Below are 24,638 nucleotides of genomic sequence, written 5' to 3'. Positions count from 1 at the left end.
GCGCTGCCCGCAGCGGGGACGCGGGCGGCGGGCCTCAAGTACGATCATCCGGGCATTCCCGTCAAAGGCGTCCCCGCTTCGCGCCGGGGCTCGAACTGCGAGGCTTGAATTGAGCGGTCAGGTGTTCCCCGCGCTCGTCGCGATACTGTTCGGCGTCATCGTCGGCGTCCTGCTGTTCGTGCCGTTCGTGGCCGTGCAGTACCGGAAGCAGGGGCGGCTGACGCTGCGCCGGACCCTCCTGTGGAGCGGTTTCCTCGTCTACTGCCTGGCACTGTGGACCTACACGCTCCTGCCGCTGCCCGCCCCCGACGAGATCGTGTGCGCGCCGACCCAGTTGCGCCCGTTCCAGTTCGTGCGGGACGTGTTCGACTACCCGGCCGGCTCGGCCGGGCAGCTCGCCCGCAACCCGGCGGTCATGCAGGTCGCCCTCAACGTGATGCTGTTCGTGCCGCTCGGGTTCTTCATCAGGCTCGTCTGGCGCCGCGGGTTCGCCGTGGCCACCGCGGCCGGCTTCGCGATCTCCCTGGCGATCGAGACGACCCAGCTCACCGGCGTGTGGGGCGTCTACCCGTGCTCGTACCGGCTGTTCGATGTGGACGACCTCATGGCGAACACGGCCGGGGCGCTGCTCGGCGGCCTGCTCTCGATCGCCCTGCGGCCCTGGCTCTCCGGCAGGGGGACGCCGACCGAAGCCGCCGAGCCCCGACCGGTCACGGTCCCCCGCCGCCTGCTCGGGATGCTGTGCGACGTGCTCTCGGTGTGGCTGATCGGCGGGTTCGCCGGCGTCCTGGTCAACGTGTGGCGCCTGTACGCCACGGACGCCGATCCGACCACGTTCGACCAGGGACCGGCGAGCTTCGCCGCGAGCGCGGTCCCGCTCGTGGTGATCGGCGCCCTCGTGCTCGCGACCGGGCGCACCGTGGGCGACCTGGCGGTGATGATCCGCTGGGAAGGCGGCGTGCGCCCTCGGGCGGTCGGGCGGCTGCTGCGCTACCTCGGCGGCGTCGGCGGCTGGCAACTGCTGCTGCTGGCCTCGCCGCTGGACGGGCTGTTCGTGCTCGCGAGCGTCATCGCGCTGTTCGCCGCGCGCGGCCGCGGCGGCCTGCCGGGCCTGGTCTCGCGGACGCGCCCGGTCGACGCCCGCGAACCGCAAGGCGCTAACGAGACGCTCCGCGCCCGTAGCGAGTGAGGCCACCGGGTCCGGATCCCGGACGCGGGCGCGGACCGGGCCCGGAATTGGCTTACGCTGGCCCGGAAGCGGAAAGGAACGAGGATGGCGCGAGCGTCCAGGACGCACGAGGTGGTCGAGCAGTTGCTCGACGCCTTCATCGACGGCTCCATCCGCACCGGGGAGCCGCTGCCGCCCGAGGGCGTGCTCGCCGACGACCTGGGCGTCTCGCGGCTGACGCTGCGCGAGGCCGTGCGGCTCCTCCAGGCCCAGGGGGTCATCGTGCAGGTGCCCGGCAGGCGGCACCGGGTCGCGCCGGTCGCCGAGTGGTCGGGGCTCGAGGCGGTGGTGCGGCACGCGCGCAGCGCGGGCGAGCGCGAGCGCTCGTCCCTGGAACTGCTGGAGGTGCGCATGATGATCGAGACCGGCGCGGCGCAGCTCGCGGCGATGCGCCGGTCCGAGGACGACCTCGCCGCGCTGCGGTACGAGATCGGGCGGATGAGGGCCGCGCACGAGCGGACCGACGTGGCCGCGTTCGTGGAGGCCGACCTGGAGTTCCACGAGGTGGTCCTGCGGTCGGCCGAGAACCGCATCCTGGTCGCGGCGCTGCGGCCGCTGACGGCGCTGCTCACCGAGACGCGCAGCGAGACCAGCGCGGTCTTCGAGATCCGCGAGCACGCGATCGCCGAGCACGAGGCGGTGGCCGCCGCGATCGAGTCGGGCGACCCGGTGGCGGCACGGGACGCGATGGCGAGCCACATGGACCAGACGCGGGGGGATCTGGTCGAGTACGTGCTATCCCGCCGCTGAGCGGATCGCCGGGACTGTTCGCGTCGCCACCGAGCCGACCACCGGCCACCGGCCGCCGCTCCACCCATTTCACCCCGCCCGCCGCTCCCCCAGGCCACCGCCGTGACCCTTCCCATCACCCCTGAGCTGCGATTCCTTTGATTCCTTCGCGCCCGTCCGGCGCGGTTCCTTGACAATGCCCGATCGCGGGGGGCATCATGGCGAATATTGGTTATCAGATATCTGATATCTGATCACGAAGACGCCCGACCGTGGACGAAGGACTTCCCGTGCGCATCGAGACGCTGCTCGCATCCGTGCCCGACCCGACGGCGGCCACCGCCGCCGACGTGCGAGCCGAGGCCGATCCGGACGCCGTCCTCGTCGTCCTCGACGACGACCCGACCGGCACGCAGTCCGTCTCCGGGCTCCCGGTGCTCACCCGCTGGGAGGCCGAGGACCTCGACTGGGCCCTCGCGACCGGCGCCCCCGCCGTCTACGTCCTCACCAACACGCGCTCCTTCGACGAGGACACCGCCGCGACCCGCAACCGCGAAGTCGTCGCCGTGGCCCTCGCCGCCGCCGAACGAGCCGGCAAGCGCCTCACCTTCGTCTCCCGCTCCGACTCGACCCTGCGCGGCCACTTCCCGCTCGAGACCGACGTGCTCGCCGAGGCGATCGTCGCGCACGGCGGCCGCGCCCCCGTCCTCACACTGCTCGTGCCCGCGTTCCCCGAGGCCGGACGGATCACCGTGGACGGCGTCCACTACTGGGTCGTCGACGGCGAGGCCGTGCCGGTCGGCGAGACGCCCTTCGCGCAGGACGCCACCTTCGGATTCCGGTCCTCGGACCTGCGCGCCTGGGTCGAGGAGAAGACCGGCGGTCGCGTCGGAGCCGCCGAGGTCGCCTCGCTCGGGCTCGACGTGATCCGCCGAGGCCCCGAAGCGGTCGCCGAAACGCTCCGCCCCCTCCCGGGCGGAACGATCGTCGCCGTCGACGCGGCCGAGGAGACCGACCTGCGCATCGTCGCCATCGCCTTGCACCGCTTGGAGAAGGAAGGCATCGCGACGCTGCTGCGCGTCGGCCCGCCGTACGTGCGCGCCCACATCGGACAGGAGATCGCCGAGCCGGTCGAGGCCGGCCGCATCGACTTCGCGCACGACCGCGGCGGCCTGGTCGTGGTCGGCAGCCACGTCCCGCTCACCACTGAGCAGCTCGACGCGCTCCGCGAGGCGAAGCCCGGGATCTCCACCGTCGAGCTGGACGTGCGCCGCCTCGTCGACGACCGCCGCGAGGCGCACCTCGCCGAGCGGGCTGAAGCGGTCGCGAAGTCCCTTGGGCACGGCACGGTCATCGTCCACACCACCCGCGAACTCCTCACCGGCGACTCCGGCGAGGAGAGCCTCGACATCGCCCGGAAGATCTCCGGCGGCGTGGTCGAACTCGTCGCCCGCGTGCTCGACCTCGCCCCGCCGAGGTTCATGGTCGCCAAGGGCGGCATCACCTCCTCCGACGTGGCCTCCGAGGCGCTGCGCATCCGGCGCGCCACCGTCGTCGGGCCCATGCTCCCGGGCATCGTCTCCCTGTGGCGGCCCGAGACCGGCCCCGCAGTCGGCATCCCCTACATCGTCTTCGCCGGCAACGTCGGCCAGGCCGACTCGCTCGCCGCGGTCGTCGACACCCTCGAGACCCGCGCATAGCACCGAACGTCGCATCCCCCGGATCGACTTGTCCCACAAGAAAGTAGGAACACCATGACCAGCAACGTCGCTGTCGTCGGTCTCGGCGCCATGGGCCTGCCCATGGCCGCCAGGCTGGCCGAGCGCTTCACCGTGAGCGGCTTCGACATAGCCGCGGAACGGCTCGCCCTCGCCGCCGGACACGGCGTCGAGCCCGCCCCGACCGCCGCCGCGGCGGTGACCGGCGCCGACGCGGTGCTCGTCGCCGTCCGCACCGGCGAGCAGCTCCACGACCTGCTCTTCGGCGAGGACGGCCTCGCGTCGCACCTCGCCCCCGGCGCCGTCGTCGTCCTCACCAGCACCGTCGGCACCACCGGGATCGACGCAATCGCCGCGAAGCTCGCCGAGCACGGCGCCCACCTCGTCGACGCACCGCTCTCGGGCGGTCCCGTCCGCGCCGGCGAAGGCGACCTGCTCATCGTCGTCGGCGCCGCACTCGAGGCGCTCGCCCAGGCCATGCCCGTCCTGGAGCAGTTGTCCTCCACCCTCTCGATCGTCGGCGACAAGCCCGGCGACGGGCAGGCGCTCAAGACCGTCAACCAGCTGCTGTGCGGCGTCCACATCGCCGCCGCGGCCGAAGCGCTCGCGCTCGCCGACGCCCTCGGGCTCGACCGCGAGCGCACGCTCGAAGCGCTCACCGCCGGGGCCGCGAACTCGTTCATGCTCGGCAACCGCGGCCCGCGCGCCCTCCAGGCGCACGAAGAGCACGGGGCCGAAGTCCTCAGCCGGCTCGACATCTTCGTCAAGGACCTCGGGATCGTCGGCGACGCCGCGCGCGCCGCCCACCTCGCCGTGCCGGTCGCCGCCGCCGCGGAGCAGCTGTTCCTCCTCGGCGAAGCGCAGGGACTCGGCGCGCTCGACGACTCCGCGGTCATCCGCGTCGTCGCCCCCGAACTGCGGCGGACCGCTTCGCGAAAGGAGGCGTGACCATGACGTACACGCTTCCGCTCCCCGCGCTGATCCTCATCGGACTCGCCGGCGTCGGCCTGCTCCTGCTGCTCATCATCAAGTTCAAGGTGCAGGCGTTCTACGCCCTCATCGTGACCTCGATCCTCGTCGGCGTCGGCGCCGGCCTGCCGCTCACCACCATCGCCGCATCCGGTGACGAGCCCGAACGGCTCGGCGTCATCCAGGCGATCATCCAAGGCGTCGGCGGCACCCTCGGTTCGGTCGCCGTCCTCGTCGCGCTCGGCTCCATGCTCGGGAAGATCGTCGAGATCTCCGGCGGCGCCGACGCGCTCGCCGGAAGGTTCACCGGCTGGTTGGGCCCCAAGCGGATCGGCGTCGCGCTCACGGCCGCGGCCGCGATCCTCGCGATCCCGGTGTTCTTCGACGCCGGGTTCATCATCCTCATCCCGATCATCTACGCCTTCTCGAAGGCCGCGGGCGTCAACCCGATCAAGTTCGGCCTGCCGATCGCCGGCATCATGCTCGCCGTGCACGTGGCAGTCCCGCCGCACCCGGGCATCGTCGGCGGCGCGGCCATCCTCCAGGCCGACGTCGGCTGGATCACGATCTTCTCGCTGCTCACCTCGATCCCGCTCGCGTTCGCCGCGTACTACCTCGGGAAGTTCTTCAACCGCCGCGAGTTCTCGATGATCGAGGCGACCAAGGCGATGTTCGACAGCTTCGGCACCGAGGAAGGACCGAAGGGCGGCACCCTCGCCGACGGCGAGCGCGCCCCCGGGGCGGGCACCGTCATCGGGCTCATCGTGCTCCCGTTGGCGCTCATCATGGTCGGCACCACGATCGCCCCGCGGTTCGAGGAGGGGACGTTCTGGAACGGGCTCCTGGCGATGATCGGCCAGCCGATCTTCGCCCTCGCCGTCGCGATCGGCGCCGCCATGTACGCCCTCGGCGTCCGGCGCGGCTGGTCGGCCGCGAAGCTCGGCGAGGTCATGGAGTCGGCGCTGCCGGCCGCCGCGGTCATCATCCTCGTGACCGGCGCCGGCGGCGGTTTCGGCAGGATCCTGACCGAGACCGGCATCGGTGCGGCCGTTGCCGACTCGCTCGCCTCGGCCGGCATTCCGGTGCTGCTGGCGGTCTTCCTCATCTCGCTCATCCTGCGCGCCGCGCAGGGGTCGGCCACCGTCGCGATCACGACCGCCTCGGGGCTCATGCTCCCGGCGGTGGCGGCGCTCGGGCTCGACCCGGTGCACCTGGCGCTCGTCGCGCTCGCGATCGGCTACGGCTCGCTGGGCCTGAGCCACGTCAACGACTCCGGGTTCTGGATCGTGACGCGGTACCTGGGCCTGTCGGTCAAGGACGGCCTGCGGGTGTGGACGCCGATGACGACGATCCTCGGCGTCCTCGGGTTCCTCCTCACCGCGGGGCTGTACGTCGCGATTCCCTGAGGGACATGAAGAGCGAGCGGCCCCGGCTGACGCCGGGGCCGCTCGCCGCTTCCAGGCGGCACCGTCCTACGAGCCGCCGCCGAACCACACGTCCGAGCAGGAGTAGAAGGTCTGGTCGAAGTGGCTGGCCTGCCAGACCACGTAGACCACGTGGTGGCCCGTCCTGCCGGGCGCGCTCACCGGGATGTCGACCGCCTCGTCGGGCTGGTAGACGCCGGTCTCGACGACGCGTTCGAGGTCGCCCCAGTCGAGCGCGTCAGTGGTGGCGTCGTACCCCTGCCGGGTGACGTACACCCAGTAGTAGTCCGCGCCGTGCCTCGCCTGGTCCTCGTAGTGGAGGGTGAAGCTGTTGGCGAGCGAGGTGGTGTGCCATTCGCCCGGCTCGTCGAGCGAGGCGTAGTCGGCGTTGCCGCCGGAGCAGAGCTGGTTGTCGGGGATGAGCTGCTCGTGCTGCCCCTGCATCCCCTCGCGGAGCAGGCTCATCCAGCTCCACATGGTGTTGGGGTTGGTCTGGAATGCCTGGTAGCACATGGGGTCTTCGGTGGCCATGTTCGGATTCTGGTGGTCGCCTCCCCAGCGCTCCCAGCAGCTGTACTGCCGCGCGGCGGGCGAGGTGGCGGTGCCGTGCGCGGACGCCGGCTGGGCGGTGAAGAACAGCGCCGAAGCGCCGGCCATGACCACCACCGCCGACGCGACGATGAATCTCCTGATGCGGTGTCTTCTCGAACTGAGCATGGTATCGCTCCCAATTGAAGGGACATATCGACACATTTAAATATAATAGACCCGAACCAGAAATGGAAGCGCCCGCAGGCCGAAGTGTGGGAGCGCGACGGGGCCCGCGCCGGACTCGTGCCCGGGCCCTGGCGCCGCTATCCCTCGCGCAGCATGGCGTTGCATTCGCGTTGGAGGTCTGCGTCGGCCCACATGGCGTGCTGCGGTGCGGCGTTGGAGCAGACGATGGAGCCCCAGGCGCCGACCCGCACCGAATGGGCGACCGCGTCGCGGCAGATCTGCGCGCCGACCGGGCCCTCCTCGAAACGGCAGTCGCGGGGCGTGTACCCGACCCAGCCCTCCCCGAACAGCAGCGGGACGCCGAGCCGCGCGGCGTGGTCGGCGGCGACGTCGATCCAGTCGCGCAGCTCCCGGGCCATCGCGATGCGGTGGGCGCCATAGCGTTCGTACAGCCAGCGATCGACCTTCACGGGGTCGCACCAGTCGTGCACGTATATCTCGGCGCGGCCGACGATGGAGGCGCGCAGCTTCCACCCCGCGTCGGCGGGCGGGGCCCAGTCGGTGAACCGCGGCGCTTCGGGTCGCAGCAGCTCGGCGTCGGCGCGCTCCTGCGGGAAGTCGGCGGGGTCGCCGCGCAGCGCGAACTCCTGGACCAGGTCGTCGAGCACGCCGTACACGTAGGGGTGGAAGACCAGGGCGGTGGCGTTGCGCGGCAGGCCCCGCATCGCACCGACCGGCACCCCGGCGTAGTTGGGCGCGCAGAGGACTTCGGGATGGCGGGCCCGGAAGGCCGCGATCCCGGCTTCGAGGCGGCTCTGGAGTTCGATCACCGGGTCCAGGGCGCCGGGGAGCCCGGCGGTGAGGTGCCCGGCCTGGACCTCGTTGTGCGGCTCCACGAGCGCGACCGTGTGCGCCAGGCCGTGCTCGGCGAGGAAGTCGACGAGGTCGGCCTGGGCCTCGCCGAGGACGGTGAGCCGCTGGTCGGGATCGATCGCCTCGAGTGCCTCGTGCCAGGCCGGGTCGGCCGCGAAGGCCGGGCTCTGCTGGTACTCCCACGAGGAGACGATGACCGCGACCCGGTGGCGGTCGGCGGCGCGGAAGAAGTCGAGCAGGTGGGCCCTCGCGTCGATCACGGTGGGCTGCTCGACGTCGTACCAGCGCACCCGGGAGGCGTAGCCGCCGCCGACCGGTCCGAGTCGCAGCGCGGTGGTGTCGAGCCCGGACTTGAAGAGCAGGAACGGCATCGCGCAGATGCGGACGGCGTTGTAGCCCAGGTCCACGGCGCGGGCGAAGGCCGCGTCGAGGTCCTCGAAGGGCTCGCCGGGGCCGGTGCGGACGTACCAGGAGAAGTCCCAGAGGGTCATCGCGAGGCGTTCGGGCAGGTGGGTGGGGATCACGGTCGCTCCTTGCGGGTCGGTCACGACTTCACCGCCCCGGCGGTGAGACCGGAGACGAGCTGCTTGCGCAGCAGGATGAACACGGCGATCGCGGGGATCGCCGCGAGGATCGAGCCGGCCAGCACGAGGTCGTACTGGCGGCCCTCGGCGCCGAAGAGCGCCTGGAGTCCCAAGGGGACGGTGTAGTACTCGGGTTCGGAGACGATGACCAGCGGCCACAGCAGGTTGTTGTAAGCCCCCAGGAAGCTCCACACCGCCAGCGCGCCGAGGGCCGGGCGCAGGAGCGGGAGCACGACGGTCCAGAAGATGCGGAACTCGGAGCAGCCGTCGATGCGGGCGGCGTCGAGGATCTCGTCGGGAATGGACTGCTCGGTGTACTGGCGCATCATGAAGATCCCGAACGCCGGAGCGACCCACGGGACGATGAGCGCGAACAGCGGGTGGGCGAGTCCGAGTTTGGCGACCAGGATGAACAGCGGGACCACGATGACCGCGAACGGGATGGCCAGCGAGGAGAACATGACGTCGAACAGCAGGCGCTTGCCGCGGAACTCGTACTTCGCGAAGCCGTAGCCGGCCAGCGAGCACAGGAACACCACGGCGACGGTGCTGACCAGGGCGACGCCGGTGCTCATGAGCATCCAGTTCCAGAACGGCTGTCCGGACAGCAGGCGCGTGTAGTTGTCGACCGTGGCCGGGTCGGGCCACAGCCTGGGAGGGAACGAGAAGATCTCGCTGCGGTTCTTGAAGGAGGAGGACAGCGCCCACACCAGCGGGGCCAGGTAGACGGCGGCGAGGAGGAACAGGGTCGCGTACAGGCCCGCCCGGGCCGGGCGCGGGCGGCGCCGGCGCCGTTCGGGGCTCGGCGTCGGCGCGCCGGCCTCGGTGCGGATGGCGGTGGCGGTCATCGGGTCCTCCCCACGCCCAGGGCGCTGGAACTGAGGCGTCCGAGCGCGAAGACGATGATGAACATGACGACGCCCGCAGCGGCGGCGTAGCCGAGCTCTTGGCGTTGGAAGGCGGCCCGGTAGATGAACATCGACACCGAGAGGGTCGATTCGCCGGGGCCTCCCTGGGTGAGCAGGAACGGCTCTTCGAAGATCTGCGCGGTGTTGACCAGCATGGTCACGGCGATGAACGCGGTGACCGGTTTGAGCTGCGGGAGCGTGATGGCGAAGAAGCGGCGCGCCGGCCCGGCGCCGTCCACTTCGGCGGCCTCGTACAGCTCGCCGGGGATGGACTGCATCCCGGCGAGGAAGAAGATCGTCAGGTAGCCGGTCCAGCGCCACAGCACCAGGACGACCACGACGACGCGGGCCCAGAACGGGTCGGTCAGCCAGGAGACGCCGCCGAATCCGAAGAGGGCTTCGAGCACGGCGTTGAGCAGGCCGTACTCGCCGTCGAAGATCAGCCCGAAGACGAGGGCGATGATGATCGGCGACAGGACCACCGGCATGAAGTAGGTCAGGCGGAAGAGGTCGCGGAGCTTCAGGCCGCGGGCGTTGAGCGCCTGGGCGATCAGGAGCGAGGCCGGGAGCACGACGGCGAGGGCGAAGACGGTGTAGATCGCGGTGTTGCCCAGGGAGGCGCCGAAGCTGGGGTCCTGGAACAGGCGCGTGTAGTTGCCCGAGCCGATGTACTCGGGCGATCCGAGTCCGGCCCAGTCGGTCAGGCTCAGGTAGACGCCCGCGCCGATGGGCACGAGCATGAAGAGCGTGAACAGGACGAAGAACGGCGAGATGAACAGGTACGGCGCCCATCGGGTGGTGCCGGACCCGGGTCGTGGCGCGGTGGTCGCGGCGCTCATGCGGGTGCCTGCCTTTCGTAGGCGCGCAGGCCCTCGCGGAGGGCCTCCTCGGGGTCGGCGCGGCCGTTGATCGCGCGCAGGAGGGGGCCGCCGAGGCTGTCGCGCAGGAGGGAGGCTCCGGCGGCCTGGTAGAAGTCCGGCATGTCCTTCGCGCCGGCGCCGTAGACCTCGAAGATCCGCTGGTCCCCCAGGTAGGGGTCGGTGATGTCCTGGAACTCGGGCGTGTCGTAGAGGTCGACGAGGGTCGGCAGGTACGCGCCGGCGCCGTAGCGGGCCAGCTGGCCCTCGGATGTGAGGTAGGTGCGCTGGAGGAAGTCGACCGCGGCGTCGGTCTCGGCCTGGTCCTTGAGGACGGCGAACGCGGTGCCGCCCATGGTCGAGGCGATGTGTCCGCCGCCGGCGAACGCGGGGATGGTGCGGGCGCGCCACAGCCCGGATTGGTCGGGCGCGTTGGCTTCGAGGCCGTAGACCTTGTACCAGTTGGGCATGACGGTGGCGATGAGCTTGGAGCCTTTGAGGGCGGCCGCGGCGGCTCCGCCGTAGGGGTCGGCGATCGACAGCAGCGCGCCGGTGCGCACGCCTTCGGCCATGAGCCGGAGCACTTCGATCGACTCGTCCGAGAGGACGGCGAGCCCGCCGTCCTCGTCGTAGAGGTTGCCGCCGCGCTGGAGCAGCATCTGGGTGAAGCCGTTGACGATGGAGCCGTTGTCGCCGTCGGCGACCATGCCGATGGCCCGGCCGGTCGCGGCGGCGACGTCGGCGCCGATCTCCAGCAGCTCCTCCCAGGTCGCGATGTCCTCGGGGATGCCGAGTTCGGCGAAGAGGTCGGCGCGGTAGAACATGACCGAGACCGAGTTGTCCGACTCGATCGCGTAGACCTTCCCGTCGACGGTGTAGGGCTGGGTCTTGAGCAGCCGGTCCCCCAGCGGCTCGGTGAGGTCGGTGAGGTCGACGAAGAGGCTCTGGGCGATGTCGGCGCGCATGACCCGCGGGTACTGGTCGATGACGAGTCCGGCGAGGTTCGGCAGGGGCCGGTTCGCGACCGCCTGGTTGACCAGGCGGGAGACGATGTCGGCGGGCGCGATCGAGGTGACGTCGACGGTGTAGGTCCAGGCGCTGCCGCCGACCAGCGCGGGGTCGGCGGGGGCGGCGGTGAAGTAGTCCGCGTAGCCCGGGTCGTGGGTCCAGAGCTTCAGGTCGACCGGTCCCGAGGCGATGGCCGGGCCGTCGCCGGCGCTGGTGCACGCGGTGAGGGCCGCGCCGAGGCCGGCGGCCCCGCCCAGGCGCAGCAGTTGCCTGCGATCGAGGTTCACGGTCGTGCTCCTTCGAAGCCGATCCGGGCTTTGGCGACGCGGACGAGGGTCGCGGAGGCGACCTCGACGCCGTCTTCGACGCCGCGGACGGACGGGTCGACCCAGACGCCGGTGGCGCGGCTCCAGGGGAGCAGTTCGAGCCGGACGCCGTGTTCGCGGACGGCGTCGCGGTGCGCGGTGAGGTCGATGTCCCAGACGCGGCCGTGCCAGAAGTGGTCGCTGACGAACCGGTCGCCGATGAATGCGCGCCCGGCGTCGCCGGTCCAGGCGAGGCGCAGCAGCGCGCGGTCGGCGCCCTCGAAGTCCGGGACGTCGATGTGGACGGTCGCGGCGTTCGCGTAGTCGGTCGGAGCGCTGAGCCGGTCCATGGAGCCACCGCGTCTCGGTTCGGGGGCGGGCCCGGCCGCGGTGAGCTGCTCGACCTGGACGGGGACGGGCCCGCCGCCGTGGAGGGCGAGGTCCCATCGGCGCCAGAGTCCGTGCTCGGTGGCCGCGCTCAGTTCGCCGCCTGCGGTCTCGGTCGCGGCGGGGGCGGGCAGGACCGCGATGCTCGCGCGGTCGGTCTCGGACTGCACGACGAGGTCGCCGTCCTCGGCGTAGACGGGCGCGTCGGCGAGGACGAGCCGGTCGCGTCCGGCGAGGTCGAGCTTGTAGAGGCGGTTCGCGCTCTGCTCGTCGAGGACGAGGAGGCGCACGCCGGGGAGCGTGATGAGGCAGTCGGGTCCGGGTTCGGCGGGCAGGTCGAGGGTGGTGCCGTCGCCGAGGACGAGTTCGACGGGGATCGCCTCGGCGGCGGCGAGGACCACGATGTCGCCGGCGTCGTCGCTGATGCGGGTGAGCAGTTGCGCGGTGGCGCTGCGCAGTTCGAGGTCCTCGGTCAGCGGGTAGCGCAGCGGCCAGACGAGGGAGTGACCGGCGGGGAGGTCGACCGGCCGGGTCGGGACGGTGACCTCCGCGTCGTCGAAGCGGACGGTGATCTGGACGCCGGGCTGGGCGGCGAGGGGCCGCTTGGGCGGCTGGTAGGTGGTGAGGAACAGGTAGCCGCTGGAGCCGTCGGAGCGGACGGCCCAGCGCAGCTCGTCCGGGTCCGCGCTGCCGCCGCCCACGTCGGCGGCCATGGCCGCGACGCGGTGCCCCTCCTCGCGGAGCCACAGGTGCTGGCGGCGCAGGTAGTGGTGGTGCGCCCGGATCTGGCCGTGCTCGCCGACGGGCGCGTGGAAGTCGTAGGTCAGCCGCGGCACGTCGTTCGGGTAGCCGGTGGCGTGCGATTCCTGCTCGGTCCCTTGGGGTCCGGTGCGCTGGGTGCCGCCGGCGTACATGTAGTAGCCCTGCCAGGCCGAGCCGGAGCCGATCTTGGCGAGGGCCAGGTTGGCGACGTCCTCGGCCGAGACGAGGGGGCGGCGGTGGTAGGCGACGTGCATGCCGCCGCCCAGCTCGCAGGTCGCGAAGGGCAGCTCATCGTCGGCCTGCGGGATCGCGGACGCGTCGACCACGATGCCGTCGAGGGCTTCGCGGAGGTCGGCGCCGACGCTCAGGTCGTCGCGGACCTCCGAGTAGCGGAAGTGGAAGGGCGCGAACGCGGGCCACTCGGTGGTCTCGTCCTCCCAGAACCCTTCGGAGTAGGCGCTGTAGAGGGGCAGCAGGGTGTCGGGGACCTGGGCGCCGCCCCAGCCGGTCGCGGTCCAGATCGGGACCCGCAGGCCGTGCTCCTCGGCGATCGTGCGGAGGGTCGCCAGGTGCCCGGGCTGGTCGTACAGCTCGTTGTCGACCTGGGCGCCGATGACCGGCCCGCCGTCGGCGTGGCCGAGCCCTTCGAGCCGGGCGATGATCTGGGCGTAGAGCGGGCGCACGAGCGCGAGGTACTCGGGGTCGTCGGTCCGGGTCTTCAGGCGGCGTTCCAGGAGCCAGTCGGGGAAGCCGCCGGAGCGGTACTCGCCGTGGCCCCACGGTCCGATCCGGACGATGACGTCGAGGCCGTGGGCGGCGGCGAGTTCGATGAAGGCCCGCAGGTCGAGGTTGCCGGTCCAGTCGAAGCGGCCGGGCTCGGGCTCGTGCGCGGCCCAGAAGACGTAGGTGGCGACGGAGTCCAGGCCGCCCGCGCGGGCGTGGCCGAGGACCTCGTCCCAGCGCTCGCGCGGGATGCGGGAGTAGTGGATCTCGCCGGTGATCGGGATCCACGGGCGGCCGCCGCGTTCGAGGAAGCGGCTGGTCACCTCGATCCGGTCGGGTGTGCCGGGGCTCTCGCCGAAGGGAAGGTGGCCCCGGCGCGGCGCGGGCGGCGCGGCGACCCGCAGTCGACGGGCGGGCGGTCGGTCGTTCATGTCTCTCCTTTGAGCAATGCGGTGGCTATTCGGCCGCGGCCTGGGATTCGACCGCCCTCGCGGCGGAGTTGAGCGGGTCGCGTCGCAGCGCCGCTCCGGCGAGGTCGGCGGCGCGGTCAGCGTCGCCGTCCAGGAGCGCGAGCTGGGCCCGGAGCACCAGGACGCGGAGGTCGTGGGCGACCTGGACGTCCGCGGTGAACAGGAGCATGGTCGGCAGCGAGGTCGCGAAGTAGTCGATCTGCGCGGTCGCCCGGCCCTGCGTCTCGGCGTACCGGTCCAGGTCGTCGCGAAGGGTCTGGGCCGCATCGGCCTTGCCGAGTCGCCGCAGCGCGGTCACCGCGGCGGCGGTGCGCTCGGAGTGGGCGTGGACCTGCATGGTCTGGAAGTCGCCCTGCTGGGCGGCGGCCCGTTCCCAGGCCTCCCGGGCCGCGACCGGGTCGCCCGCCGCGGCGAGTGCGTCGCCGAGGGCCAGGTGGAGGTCGGCGGTGTTGGCGAGCGGGTGGCGGGCCTCGCCGAGGCTCGGCACGGGCGTGAGCGCCGCTCGCGCCGAGGCCACGGATTGATGCGGGTCGCCCTCGCGCAGGGCGGTGCGGGCGAGGGCGAGATGCGCCTCCTCCCAGGCGGCGAGGACGCGGCCCTCCCCGCCTTCCCAGGGCTGGAACGCCCTGCCGCGCAGCACTTCGACCGCTTCGGCGGGCCGCCGTGCGGCGGTGAGGAGCTCGGCGAGCTGGACGGCGAGGTCGTCGCGTCGGTCCACGAGGTCGCGGCGGGCTTCCAGCACCGCCAGGCGCCGTTCGGGGCCGATGCCGCGGCGCCCGTCCAACTGGTCGGCCTCGAACAGGAGGCGGGCGTCGTCGGGTGCGGCGGCGCGGGCGCGCTCGTACCAGCGGGCGGCGCGCTCGGGGTCGCCTTGGACGTTGTGGGCGGCGACGCCGAGGTTGCGCAGGACGACCGGGTCGCCGGTCGGGGCGGCGGCCTCCCAAGCGGCGATCGCCTCCTCGCGCCGGCCCGCGGCGTAGAGCCAGTGTCCGGCGAGAGCGGCGAGCACGGGGTCCTCGGGCCGATGCGACCGGAGCCGTTCGAGCGCGTCGTTGTCCGCCGAAGCGGGAAAGCACCAGGTCCGGTCCAGTCGGCGCGCCGTCTCCAGCGCGCGGTCGGCGGCCCGGTCGTCGCCGCGTTCGCGTTCGAGGTCGGCGCGGTGGAGCCAGGCGATCGGGGCGACGTTGACCTGGCCCGGAGTCGAAGGCAAGGCCGCGGCCGTGCCGAACAGGTCGATCGCGGCCTCGTCCTCGCGGATCGAGCGGTATTCGAGGGCCACGTCGAGGGCGATCGTGGGATCGGCGGTGGGCTCGGCCTCGCGGCCGAGGCGGACGGCGAGGTCGCGGGCCCACGCGTCGAGCGGGTTGTCCCGCAAGGTCTGCGCGGCGATCGCGGCCGCGCGGGCCCGGTCGCCGCGGCGCAGGAGCGCCACCGCGAGGAGGTTGCGGGCCTGCCCGTGCCGGGGGCTGCGGCGGAGGACGGCCTCCAGCTCGGCGGCGGCTTCGTCGTCGCGTCCGGCGGCGAGGTCGATCCGGGCGGTCGCGACCGCGGCGGCGTCGGACCAGGCCGCGTCCCAGGACGCGGTCCCGAAGGCGGCCTTGGCTTCCGCGTCGCGGCCCTGCCGGGCGAGGACGAGGCCGAGCCGGTAGTGGGCCTCGCCGTCGCGCGGGTTCGGGTTGCGGCGGGTCAGGCGGGCGACGGCCTTGCGCAGGAGCGCCTCGGCCTCGGCGAGGCGGCCCGCGTGCGCCGACCGCGCGGCCAGCGCCGTGTTGCAGCGGGCGTCGCCGGGGTCGCGGCGCAGCGCCTCCTCCCAGTAGGGCTCGGGCGGGCGGGTGGCGTGGCGGTACTGGTCGAGGTGGAGACCGGTGAGATACAGCTCGTCGGTCGAGTCGATGTCGGCGGGCGCGGGCGGCTCGGTGGCGGGCTCGGCGGCGGGCGCCTCGGCCGGTGCGTGGCGTGGACGCCAGGAGACGAGGGTCCGGCCGCCGTGCTCGACCGCGAGTTCGCATTCGGTCGGGTCGGCGGTCTCGGGCAGGCGGATCTCGCGCACGTACGGGCTGCCGGGGGCCAGGTCGGCGAGGTCCTCGTGGATCGGGCGGTCGCCGACGCGCAGGATGACGCGGGCGCCGGGGCGCGGGGCGGTGACCGCCGCGGCGATGCGGGCGCTGGTGCCGTCGAGGTCGAGGCGGACGGCGGCGTCCCTCGTGGCCTGGTGGACCGGGCCGGTGTCCTGGATCGGGTACCAGTACTGCGAGAACGTCTTGGTCTCGCCGGGGCTGAGGAAGGCGAAGTCGGGCTGGTTGTCGGTGAAGACCCCGGCCATGAGCTCCACATAGGGCCCGTTCGTGTCGGTCAGGTGCGCGTCCCAGGCCCGGCCGAAGGGGGCGTCGCCCCAGGTCCACTGCTTCTTGCCGGGGGCGGTGCGGTGGTCGGCCCAGTGCACGAACCCGGCGCCGGCGGCGTGGTCGTAGCCGCCGAAGAAGTCGTCCTCGGTGCCCAGGCACATGTACGAGGTGGGGACGGGGATGTTGCGGTACCGGTCGAGGCGGTCGCCGTCGGGGCACTCGGGGGTGCGCCGGGCGGGGTAGTCGACGCCGTAGTAGCGGCCCTCCGCCGCGGGGAAGGTCGTGGTGGCGCGCTTGGCGTGGTCGGCGACCACGCGCACGTCGGCGGGGAAGAACGACTGGTAGTCGTCGTGCGCCGCGGCCGCCGCGTTCGCCCACCACAGGAAGGTCTGCGTCTGCTCGGACCGGTTCACCAGGTGGCCGCGCAGTTCGATGAGGGCGCTGGCGGGCCGCAGCCGGAGGCCGTGCATGCCCTGCATGCGGGCGAACGGGTCGTGGTCGGAGCACCAGACGGTGACCGCGCCGTCGTCCTCGTGCTCGATCGCGGACTCGGTCGGCAGGTGGGTCGCGGGGCGGTGGTGCTGGGGCCAGTTGAACTCGACGCCGCCGGAGAGCCACGGGCCCGCGAGGCCGACGAGGGCGGGCTTGATGACGTCGTTGCGGTAGAAGAAGTCGTAGCCGCGGGTCTTGTCGAGTCCGATGTGGATCCGGCCGCCGAGTTCGGGGAGGACCATGAGCCGGACGTACTCGTTCTCCAGGTGCACCGCGTCCCAGGTCCGCGGGGTCTTCTCGCGGGAGACCGCGTCGATGAACGGCAGCGGATAGACCGCGCCCGAGGAGCCCTGGTAGACGCGCTGGTCCAGATAGGCCGGGTAGCGGTCGGGGGCGGCGGGCGCGTACGTGTCGATCGCGACCGCCTCGCGCCAGACCTTCACCGCTCGGCCCGCGAGCTCCGGCGGGGCTTCGGGTAGGACGATCCTCGACTCTTCGGATGGCATGTGACCAATCTAAGAGCGCTTGACATGCCTGTCGATGGTCATTTGAATGGAGGATATGGACGAATCAGCGGTCACCGAGGATCCAGGCGCCGTTCGCGACGGGTTCGCAGGGCAGCGGATGCTCGTGGTCCCCCGCGTCGCGGTCGATCAAGCGCTGCTGCATCCGGTCACGGGGAAACTGCTGGTCACCGATGCCGGATGCTTCCCGCACGCGGCCCGGCACGGACGCTCGCGCCCGCACGGCGCGCCGGAGCACGTGCTCCTGGTGTGCACGGACGGGGCGGGGTGGTGCCGGATCGAGGGCGCGCACACGGCCGTGGCCAGAGGCGGGGCCATCCTGATCCCGGCCGCCCGGGCGCACGCCTACGGCGCTTCCCCGGACGATCCGTGGACGCTGTGGTGGTTCCACTTCACCGGCGCGGACGCCGCCGACCTGGTCGGGGCCGCGAACGCCGCCGCGGGCGGCCACGTGACGCACCTGCGCGATCCCGCCCCGGTGGCGAGCCTGATCTCGCAGGTCATCGACGCCCTCGACTCGGGGCTGACGGCCGCGGGCTTCACCCGGGCGAGCGGTGCGGCCTGGCACGCGCTGGCGCACGTCATCGCCACCGGGCGCCGCAACCCGGGCACGAGCCTGAGCCCGCTCGAACGCGCCGTGGAGCACCTGCGGGCGACCGCGCCGCGGCGCACCACGGTTCCGGCGCTCGCGTCCATGGTGGGGTTGAGCGCCTCCCAGATCAGCGCCCTGTTCCGCGAGCATCTCGGCGTCTCGCCGCTCCGGTTCCAGGTGCAGCTGCGCATGGCCCGGGCCCGAGAACTCCTCGACGGCACCGCGCTGCCGATCGCCTCGGTGGCACGCGAAACCGGCTACGACGACCCGATGTACTTCTCCCGGCAGTTCACACGAACCCACAACATGACCCCGACCGCATACAGAACCCGCCCACCAGGAACCTGAAACCCAAAACCGAACGCCAGCCCCGTCAACACCACGAACACAAAAGCCCCAACCAACTGCACCGCACCCCCGTCAACGCTCGTGGCACACCGCCATCGGCAGCTTCTCACCTGTCGCTCTGCACGGTCGCGTCACCGCTCCCGCAGCACACGGTTCGAAGCCTTCCCCCGCAAGGCTGCTCAGAAGAGCCGACCCCCATCGGTTGCGCAGCGACAAGCCTCGTCTGCGACAACCTCCTCGGTCGTGGCGCACGCATCAAGCTCAGTGACGTTCACGGAACTGTTGGCTTTGCTCAGTACTGCATGGCATCTGGATGATCTGGCTACCGGCGGAATCTTGACCACCGGGGTCCATGCACATTCCGGATCGATCGTTTCTGAGGTTGTTGAAGTACTGCCAGCCGTTGTCGACCCCCTGCATCGACCGGTACCAGATCTGACTGCCGCCTGAATCTTGGCAAGTGTTCTGGACCAGGCCGGCGCCCTCGGTGGTACTGGCTCCGGCTACATCCAGACATTTGCCGCTGTTCTTGTTGACCAGCTTCATTCCGGTTCCGTCGGCTCCATAGCCGCCCACCCAGGACCACTGTTCATGCTGCCCACCGCACTGGCTGTCCTCCCATGAGAGACCCCACTGAATGACCCGTGCCCCATCGTCAAGGGATTCCCCCTCGACCTGAATGCACCGCCCGCTGTAAGCACTGGCCAACGCGTTCTGATATTGCAGTGACGCCGAATCCGGGTCGGGTTCCCCAGGGTCATCCACTGACTGGTCATCTGGCGCAGAGTCCTGGCCAGATGTCGGCTCTGGTCCGGCCTCTTCCTCCTCCTCGAATTCCGAGGTTCCGTTCACATTCAGCGAAGCGCAGTCGACGACATAGATGCTCGTTCCGGGATCCACTTTGAGAGTGATGTACCCGTCCTCCGGAGCCAGCGAATGCGTATCCGTCGTGTCAGTGCCCAACGGAATCACCGCGCACAGCTCGGCGTTAGTGTCGAACGCGTAAGCCTCGATCTCATCCGCCACCGGGATGTACAGCAACTGCTGGTCGGCCACGTCCTTCTCTTCTGCCGCGGCAATGATCTCGACCACCTTGTTGATCGAGAACCGCCCAATCGGTGTGGTCAAGCCCGCGGCGCCAGATACCTCAACCCGCAAGTCGTCATAGACACTGATCGTGACCGGCCCGATTTCCCAATCGAATCTCGTGGTGGTGCCTTGATCAATCGATGACGTGCACGCCGTCGGCACCATCAGTGCGACGATCATCGCCACCCTGAGCCACCACGTTTCGTGGCTGCTGCGACGATTCTTCATGCTCGGGAACTCACTTTCGGTACGGCAGTAGTCATCACAGGAATATATGCGGCCATCGAAGCCGAACTGATCCGTGAGGTTGAAGGACGTAACGAGGCCGGCTCCTCGCGTACACCGCATCGCCTCGTGGCGCGATCACGAGGGCTGACAGGTACCGCCCTGAACCTCAGTACGAAGCGGGGCCACTTCCGTTCAGGAACACCCATTTGCGGCCGCAGGCGGTGCAGATCCAGCTGCTCTCCCAAGTGACCCGGTCTTGGTGAAACTGCTCCATGTCTCGGTCGTATTCCCTGTGGGCCCAATAGCTGCGGCGATTTCGAGAGGCTTCCTCATGGAACGCCAACAGCGTGAGCACGGTGCACAGGATGGCCGGCACCAGGGAAACGAGGAGCGTAGGGACTGGAAGGAGTTGCATGATGGTCCCGCCGCCGACGAAGACCACGGCGACGCCCCAGACAGGCTCCTCCGTCCATGAGTCCCACATGAACATCGCGGCGAGCCAGAAGGGCGCCCCGATCAGAAAGACCCAGTACCACGCCCAGGACGCGGACCAGGCGGCGATCGACCAACCCAGTCCAGCAAGCGCCAGCGCAATCAGCGCGGCAATCGTGTAACGCCTGACTCCCAGACCAGGCGGGGGCTCTTCTCCCGGCCTGCTGCCCACAGGCACCACGGGACTGACTGGAGGTCGGGTGATCACACCCAGATTGTTGCGAGGCTGGTAGCCCTTCCTCTCGTCGACGCCGAGGGCGTTGTTGTTGAAGACGACCGCCGTCTTCATCAGCGGGGCTCCACATCCGGGTTCGGAGCCGGGCGGAAGAACGCTCGAGTCCGTTGGGCACCCGCGCCCGCCCGGCCCGTGGCGGTTGACATTGACCGTCGTATAACTTCGCCTGTCCTCTGAATTCCAGGTCTGTTTGATGTAGTCCCGGCCCGCCAGGTCGCCGTGGACGCTACCGCCGATGTCGATTCGATACTCGTCCATCAGTTCCTCAGAGCCCCAACAGACCACGTACTGGACGGGCCACCGACTCGATCGCGGAGACGAGGTTGCCCACTCGCCGCGCCCTATCGGCGGCAACGGCGAGCCGTGTTCCCGCCTTGTCGTACTCGCGTGCGACTACGGCGTCTCTCGCTTCTTTCAGAACCGGTGCGACCTCCCGATCTGCTTCGCCGCCATAAGTTCCGCTTCTGACAGTTGTCAACAGCAGGTCCAACTGCTTCAGAACCTGCCGTGCTTCGGCTGCGTCGGACGCGCCGCTTTTGATCAAGTCACGGCCTGCCACGCCTCCAGAGACGTCGCCGCCGACAATGGTGAATGACCTTGAGCTGTCGCTCACTGTAACCTCCGTCGATTGAGGGTTCTCCTCTCATCGACGCTAGACGAATGATCGCCGAAGAAGTCGCCTGTGCGCGTACAGCTTTCCGCCGCAACGCGAAACAAGCGTTTGCAATTCGGTGCTACATTGAACTCGATCGCCGGATCCGGCTGACCGAGCCGACCGGAGGGAAAGAACGGGACAGGCTATGAGGGATGCAGCGGGCACCGATGCGACAGTCCCGGATTCCAAGCTCCGGGCACGGCTCGAGAGTTCCGGAGAACTGCAACACGTGGTCTCCAATCTACTGCTGCCCCTTAAAGTGGCAGAATTCGGCGACCGGCCGTTCCAGGCAGTCGTCGAGTCGGCCGGCGGCGTGCGATCGCGCGTCGGCAGGGTGCGCAGTACTCCGCATATCGTCCAGCGCGGAAAAGGCTCGTCGACGGACCCGGACCTGTTCAAGGTCACCCTGCACCGCCGGGGCACCGCTTCGGTCAGCCAGGAGGACGGGCCCTCTCGAGAAGTATCCGCTGGAGACGTGTTGCTGCTGGATACCACTCGTCCGTACAAGCTGGTTCTGCCCAAATACTGCGATGTTGTCGTGCTCGGTCTACCGCGAGAGCTCCTAGGGGCGCACGAGCGGACCTTGGCTCGCCGAAGCGGAATGAGCATGTCCGCGGACGCTGGGGTCCGCTCGTTGTGCGCTACGGTTCTGACCGCGATCGGCGACGACCTGCACGGAATGTTCAGCTCCCCGAGAGGGGCGGATCACCTGGTCGACGCTTTGACCAGCCTGGTGATCGGCGCCTTCGCCGATGTACCGATCGAGCGGGTGGAGCATCCGTCCACGACCCTGTTCGACACGATCGTGGCCTACACGCTGGCGAATCTACGCGACCCCGATCTCGACATCGAAGGCGTCGCCGCTCGGCACCGCATCAGCAAACGGCGGGTGCAGCAGGTGTTCCAAGCGCATGAGCTGACTTTCAGGGCCTGGGTGCGCTGCGAGCGATTGGCCCAAATCCACCGAGACCTCGGCGATCCCTCACTGCACAACCTCACTGTCGCCGCCATCGCCGGACGCTGGGGTTGGAGCGACTCCGGGCACCTCGCACGGGAACTCTACAAGGAGTACGGCTGCACACCTCGAGACCTCAGGCGCGCCACTGCAAAAGGCATACGCCCCACGTTCAACCCCGAGCCCTGAAACACCATCTGAAAGGTCCGTAGCGCTGCTGTTTCGAGTTCGACGACTCGGCGCGCACCTCGCACGCGCTGCCCGGTCTCGCATAGAATCTGAACTGCCCCTTGGCTCTCAAGTCGTTTCGCACTCTCCTGAGAACGAAGTGCAAGGATCGAGGCTCCTTCGATGGACGCATTTACCGCGCCCGTTCCGACTCTGGTTCGAGAAGTCGATCCGAACGCCTTGCTGTTGATGCCGCCCACTTCCGGACGGTTGCAGCCGTATCTGCCGAGAAGGGTCGACTCGGAACTCGACCGGGCACTGGCGACACCGGGATTCGTGCTCGTTCTGGCAGAGTCGTTCGCAGGAGCGCGAAGATCCGCATATGAGGCACTGCTGCGGAATCTGCCGGACGCTCTGCTCATCTCGCATGATGCGGAGTACATGACCGACAATCGCGCCGCAGTGCTGTGGGCCGACTTTCACGAATTCGAACCGGGTGCCTTGGACGCCAGCATCGGAAGGTTGCAAGCATGGCAGACGGGCCCAGGAGACCGATGGGTCCTTGCCCTCACCGCCAGGGCCGCGATCGATGCTGCGGACCAAGACCGGCTCACATCGATGGGGCTGAGGCTGGTGCACGCCCGGATGGTCCTGACCGAGGAGGAGCGGTCGACCCTGCCCCAACACGGGCTGGACTCGAACCTGCGCACCGTTTCCGAGCTCTACTACGCGTCCAAGAAGGACTCCGACTCACACGATGCCACGAAATCCGGCTATTTCGGTTCTTTTGTCGTGCAAAGAGACTGGCTCGGGAAGGAGCCTGAAGCTCATAGCGCGGGCTATCATCCAGACACCGATGCCGGTGAAGACCGCCTCGGTATCACCGCCGACGTGAACATGCTGGCCGACCTCGTCGCATCCCGGCATGTCGTGCCGCCGCTGTCGATCGGACTGTTCGGTGGATGGGGCTCAGGCAAGAGCTTCTTCATGCGCCAGATGCGCGTGCGGGTGCGCGATCTCGCCGATGCCACCGAACGTGCGGAGCGGGACGCCAGGCGGGCCGGACCTGCCGTGTCGGCGTACTGCTCGTCAATACGCCAGGTCACCTTCAACGCATGGCACTACGCGGAGTCGAATCTTTGGGCGAGCCTCGCGACCCATCTGCTCGGCAACCTCGCCTCCAGCGGCTCGGAAGACGACCTGGAAAGCCACGCCAATGATCTGGCCGAGCAGCGCCGCCACCAGAGTTCACTGCTCGACCAGCTCAGCTCCGTCCGGGTGGAACGGATGCTGCTTACCGCGCAATTGGAACGCGAATCCAAGGAAGCGCCGTCGCCCCGCGAGATCGCCAGAACACTCGCGCAGATCCTGACCGAAGAGGACTGGGCCACCAACGCGACTCAACTGCCCCGGGACACCCTCGACCAGGTCCGAGCGTTCGCAGACGAAGCGACAGGGCTGGCTGCCGAGCTGCGCAACTTCCGGCGCCAGTTGCTGCGCAGCCGGAAGACCAGGATCGTCATCGGTCTCGGAGTCGCGGCCACCTTGCTGGTCCTCGTGCTCTCCCGCTCCGCCATCTGGCCTTCGATGATCATCGGTCTCACTGCGGCCGTCTCGATGATCCCAACGCTGAGCTCCGTGCGGGCCAGCGTTCGGCGGATCCGCCTCGCAGCCGACCGACTGACCGACCGCGCCGGTGAGTCCACCCGCGATCGGCTGGCCGAGCTCGACACCGAGCAGACCCGGCTCGAACTGGCGATCGCCGACCTCACATCGACACGGGACATCGCCGCCTTCGCACGTTCTCGTGACCGCAGCCAGGACTACCGACAACACCTCGGTGTCGTGTCGCTCGTCCGCCGTGACCTCGAAGTGTTCGCGGCAATGCTGGCACGCGACCCGCACGACGCCGACGGGACGACAGGGCCCGAACGGATCGTGCTCTACATCGACGACCTCGACAGGTGTCCCCCTGACGTGGTCGTCAAGGTCCTCGAAGCGATCCACCTGCTCCTCGCCCAGCCAGTTTTCGCCATCGTGGTCGGCGCCGACGTCGACTGGCTGCTCCACTCCCTCAAAGAGCACTACGGACCCGTCATCGAGGGCGGTGCGTCCAGCTCTCCCGATGGCGCTCGGCACTACCTGGAGAAGATCTTCCAAATACCATTCACACTGGCCCCCATGACCGCGGACGGCTTCACCAGACTCATCGCGACCCTCGGCCAGGAAAACCCTGAGGGAACTGCCGTACCAGAGCACCAGGCGCCTACACCGTCGCAACCCGTCTCCGCGGCCCGAACCTCGGCGGATTCGAGCCCTTCCGGCCAGACTGCTGCCAATCCCCCTGCGGTGGAAACGCCCTCACCTGTTCTCAACGGACCACAGCTGCGCCCCAACCAACTCGATATCACCCAAGCCGAATTGGATTACATCGCTGGACTCGCACCGTTGGTCCATTCCCCGCGCGGCGCGAAACGGCTAATGAACCTCTACCGTCTCCTTCGCGCCCGTCTACAGGGCGAACAGCTCACCGACTTCCTTAACGGCCATGAACCCGGGTACAGGGCTGCTCTCATTCTCCTGACCGTCATGGTCGGCCCATCAGATACCTCGGCCCTGTTCCGTGCAATCGAGGCTGCCCCCGAACACGCCACCTGGCACAGTCTGCTCAACGACCTGCCAGACCTCAACATCCCAGGGCTGCAACACCTCAGCTCCACCGAACACGTACCGTCCGACATCAACACGTACCGAAGCTGGCTACCCCTCGTGCGCCGGTTCTCCTTTACCAACACCTAACCGCCTCGGGCCAGAATCCTCGGCATTCGCCTTCAAAAAGCCCACGAGCAGTGA

Annotated in this window: 19 protein-coding genes; 9 read left to right on the top strand and 10 right to left on the bottom strand. The window is 69.8% G+C overall.

All coding sequences use genetic code 11. The annotated features are described in order from the left end of the window. Positions 1-109: 109 nt before the first annotated feature. The 5 genes from IF12_RS0103435 to IF12_RS0103415 all read left to right on the top strand — a co-directional run bounded on the left by IF12_RS0103435 (position 110) and on the right by IF12_RS0103415 (position 6,050). Positions 110-1,189 carry a VanZ family protein gene (locus IF12_RS0103435; RefSeq protein ID WP_030154568.1) on the top strand — a complete coding sequence of 360 codons (1,080 nt, stop codon included), beginning with the start codon at positions 110-112 and terminating at the stop codon, positions 1,187-1,189. An 84-nt stretch (positions 1,190-1,273) separates the two neighbouring features. Then, entirely contained in the window at positions 1,274-1,978 is a 705-nt protein-coding gene (locus IF12_RS0103430; protein WP_030154566.1) for a FadR/GntR family transcriptional regulator, read from the top strand. A gap of 269 nt (positions 1,979-2,247) precedes the next feature. After that, on the top strand, positions 2,248-3,657 hold the full coding sequence (locus IF12_RS0103425; protein WP_030154564.1) for a four-carbon acid sugar kinase family protein: 1,410 nt from the start codon (positions 2,248-2,250) through the stop codon (positions 3,655-3,657). 54 nt (positions 3,658-3,711) lie between these two features. Further along, complete coding sequence (locus IF12_RS0103420) at positions 3,712-4,623, top strand: NAD(P)-dependent oxidoreductase (RefSeq protein ID WP_030154561.1); 912 nt, start codon at positions 3,712-3,714, stop codon at positions 4,621-4,623. A 2-nt stretch (positions 4,624-4,625) separates the two neighbouring features. Next, a complete protein-coding gene (locus tag IF12_RS0103415; RefSeq protein WP_030154559.1) occupies positions 4,626-6,050 on the top strand; it encodes a GntP family transporter in 1,425 nt (474 codons plus the stop codon). A 66-nt stretch (positions 6,051-6,116) separates the two neighbouring features. Here the strand turns inward: IF12_RS0103415 and IF12_RS0103410 are convergent, their stop codons facing one another. From IF12_RS0103410 to IF12_RS0103380, 7 genes are all read right to left on the bottom strand, one after another. Further along, on the bottom strand, positions 6,117-6,785 hold the full coding sequence (locus IF12_RS0103410) for a lytic polysaccharide monooxygenase (RefSeq protein WP_051703914.1): 669 nt from the start codon (positions 6,783-6,785) through the stop codon (positions 6,117-6,119). A gap of 137 nt (positions 6,786-6,922) precedes the next feature. Continuing rightward, positions 6,923-8,182 (bottom strand): cellulase-like family protein, encoded by a 1,260-nt coding sequence (locus tag IF12_RS0103405; protein ID WP_030154555.1) that lies wholly within the window; start codon positions 8,180-8,182, stop codon positions 6,923-6,925. Between the two features lie 20 nt (positions 8,183-8,202). After that, positions 8,203-9,090, bottom strand: coding sequence for a carbohydrate ABC transporter permease (locus IF12_RS0103400; protein WP_030154552.1), 888 nt, complete (start codon positions 9,088-9,090; stop codon positions 8,203-8,205). Next, positions 9,087-9,989: a carbohydrate ABC transporter permease gene (locus tag IF12_RS0103395; protein WP_051703913.1), complete on the bottom strand. Its 903-nt coding sequence runs from the start codon at positions 9,987-9,989 to the stop codon at positions 9,087-9,089. The genes IF12_RS0103400 and IF12_RS0103395 overlap by 4 nt, the downstream gene beginning before the upstream one ends. Beyond that, the gene (locus IF12_RS0103390) at positions 9,986-11,302 is read right to left on the bottom strand and encodes an ABC transporter substrate-binding protein (RefSeq protein WP_197034585.1); all 1,317 of its coding nucleotides are present in this window, start codon (positions 11,300-11,302) and stop codon (positions 9,986-9,988) included. Before IF12_RS0103390 ends, IF12_RS0103395 begins: the two co-directional genes overlap by 4 nt. Further along, positions 11,299-13,623 carry a beta-galactosidase gene (locus tag IF12_RS0103385; protein ID WP_051703912.1) on the bottom strand — a complete coding sequence of 775 codons (2,325 nt, stop codon included), beginning with the start codon at positions 13,621-13,623 and terminating at the stop codon, positions 11,299-11,301. The genes IF12_RS0103390 and IF12_RS0103385 overlap by 4 nt, the downstream gene beginning before the upstream one ends. A gap of 25 nt (positions 13,624-13,648) precedes the next feature. Further along, a complete protein-coding gene (locus IF12_RS0103380) occupies positions 13,649-17,005 on the bottom strand; it encodes a DUF5107 domain-containing protein (RefSeq protein ID WP_081913105.1) in 3,357 nt (1,118 codons plus the stop codon). 55 nt (positions 17,006-17,060) lie between these two features. Between IF12_RS0103380 and IF12_RS0103375 the strand changes: the two genes are divergently transcribed. After that, on the top strand, positions 17,061-17,963 hold the full coding sequence (locus IF12_RS0103375; RefSeq protein ID WP_030154541.1) for an AraC family transcriptional regulator: 903 nt from the start codon (positions 17,061-17,063) through the stop codon (positions 17,961-17,963). 261 nt (positions 17,964-18,224) lie between these two features. Here the strand turns inward: IF12_RS0103375 and IF12_RS0103370 are convergent, their stop codons facing one another. From IF12_RS0103370 to IF12_RS25440, 3 genes are all read right to left on the bottom strand, one after another. Continuing rightward, positions 18,225-19,232 carry an RICIN domain-containing protein gene (locus IF12_RS0103370; RefSeq protein ID WP_030154538.1) on the bottom strand — a complete coding sequence of 336 codons (1,008 nt, stop codon included), beginning with the start codon at positions 19,230-19,232 and terminating at the stop codon, positions 18,225-18,227. Positions 19,233-19,446: 214 nt separating this feature from the next. Beyond that, positions 19,447-20,265 (bottom strand): hypothetical protein, encoded by an 819-nt coding sequence (locus IF12_RS0103365; protein ID WP_133884247.1) that lies wholly within the window; start codon positions 20,263-20,265, stop codon positions 19,447-19,449. 7 nt (positions 20,266-20,272) lie between these two features. After that, a complete protein-coding gene (locus IF12_RS25440) occupies positions 20,273-20,620 on the bottom strand; it encodes a hypothetical protein (protein WP_133884246.1) in 348 nt (115 codons plus the stop codon). A gap of 47 nt (positions 20,621-20,667) precedes the next feature. Here IF12_RS25440 and IF12_RS25435 point away from each other — a divergent pair, with 47 nt between their 5' ends. The 3 genes from IF12_RS25435 to IF12_RS0103355 all read left to right on the top strand — a co-directional run bounded on the left by IF12_RS25435 (position 20,668) and on the right by IF12_RS0103355 (position 24,584). Then, the gene (locus IF12_RS25435; protein WP_156036802.1) at positions 20,668-20,811 is read left to right on the top strand and encodes a hypothetical protein; all 144 of its coding nucleotides are present in this window, start codon (positions 20,668-20,670) and stop codon (positions 20,809-20,811) included. Further along, on the top strand, positions 20,808-21,806 hold the full coding sequence (locus IF12_RS24660; RefSeq protein WP_081913100.1) for a helix-turn-helix domain-containing protein: 999 nt from the start codon (positions 20,808-20,810) through the stop codon (positions 21,804-21,806). Before IF12_RS25435 ends, IF12_RS24660 begins: the two co-directional genes overlap by 4 nt. Before the next feature lie 162 nt (positions 21,807-21,968). Continuing rightward, the gene (locus IF12_RS0103355) at positions 21,969-24,584 is read left to right on the top strand and encodes a P-loop NTPase fold protein (RefSeq protein ID WP_030154532.1); all 2,616 of its coding nucleotides are present in this window, start codon (positions 21,969-21,971) and stop codon (positions 24,582-24,584) included. Positions 24,585-24,638: the final 54 nt, after the last annotated feature.

The organism is Glycomyces sp. NRRL B-16210 (assembly GCF_000719515.1).
In the GTDB taxonomy this organism is placed as follows: domain Bacteria; phylum Actinomycetota; class Actinomycetes; order Mycobacteriales; family Micromonosporaceae; genus Glycomyces.
The sequence above is the reverse complement of the archived record's forward strand: the minus strand, read 5'-3'. Positions and strand labels throughout refer to the sequence as shown.

Excerpts from the sequence above, each read along its gene's own strand:
- IF12_RS0103430 (WP_030154566.1), top strand. The coding sequence starts at position 1,274 with ATGGCGCGAGCGTCCAGGACGCACGAGGTGGTCGAGCAGTTGCTCGAC.
- IF12_RS0103365 (WP_133884247.1), bottom strand. The coding sequence starts at position 20,265 with ATGGACGAGTATCGAATCGACATCGGCGGTAGCGTCCACGGCGACCTG.
- IF12_RS0103380 (WP_081913105.1), bottom strand. The coding sequence starts at position 17,005 with ATGCCATCCGAAGAGTCGAGGATCGTCCTACCCGAAGCCCCGCCGGAG.
- IF12_RS25435 (WP_156036802.1), top strand. The coding sequence starts at position 20,668 with ATGATCGCCGAAGAAGTCGCCTGTGCGCGTACAGCTTTCCGCCGCAAC.
- IF12_RS0103415 (WP_030154559.1), top strand. The coding sequence starts at position 4,626 with ATGACGTACACGCTTCCGCTCCCCGCGCTGATCCTCATCGGACTCGCC.
- IF12_RS0103355 (WP_030154532.1), top strand. The coding sequence starts at position 21,969 with ATGGACGCATTTACCGCGCCCGTTCCGACTCTGGTTCGAGAAGTCGAT.
- IF12_RS24660 (WP_081913100.1), top strand. The coding sequence starts at position 20,808 with ATGAGGGATGCAGCGGGCACCGATGCGACAGTCCCGGATTCCAAGCTC.
- IF12_RS0103420 (WP_030154561.1), top strand. The coding sequence starts at position 3,712 with ATGACCAGCAACGTCGCTGTCGTCGGTCTCGGCGCCATGGGCCTGCCC.
- IF12_RS0103375 (WP_030154541.1), top strand. The coding sequence starts at position 17,061 with ATGGACGAATCAGCGGTCACCGAGGATCCAGGCGCCGTTCGCGACGGG.
- IF12_RS0103410 (WP_051703914.1), bottom strand. The coding sequence starts at position 6,785 with ATGCTCAGTTCGAGAAGACACCGCATCAGGAGATTCATCGTCGCGTCG.
- IF12_RS0103395 (WP_051703913.1), bottom strand. The coding sequence starts at position 9,989 with ATGAGCGCCGCGACCACCGCGCCACGACCCGGGTCCGGCACCACCCGA.
- IF12_RS0103400 (WP_030154552.1), bottom strand. The coding sequence starts at position 9,090 with ATGACCGCCACCGCCATCCGCACCGAGGCCGGCGCGCCGACGCCGAGC.
- IF12_RS0103370 (WP_030154538.1), bottom strand. The coding sequence starts at position 19,232 with ATGATCGTCGCACTGATGGTGCCGACGGCGTGCACGTCATCGATTGAT.
- IF12_RS0103385 (WP_051703912.1), bottom strand. The coding sequence starts at position 13,623 with ATGAACGACCGACCGCCCGCCCGTCGACTGCGGGTCGCCGCGCCGCCC.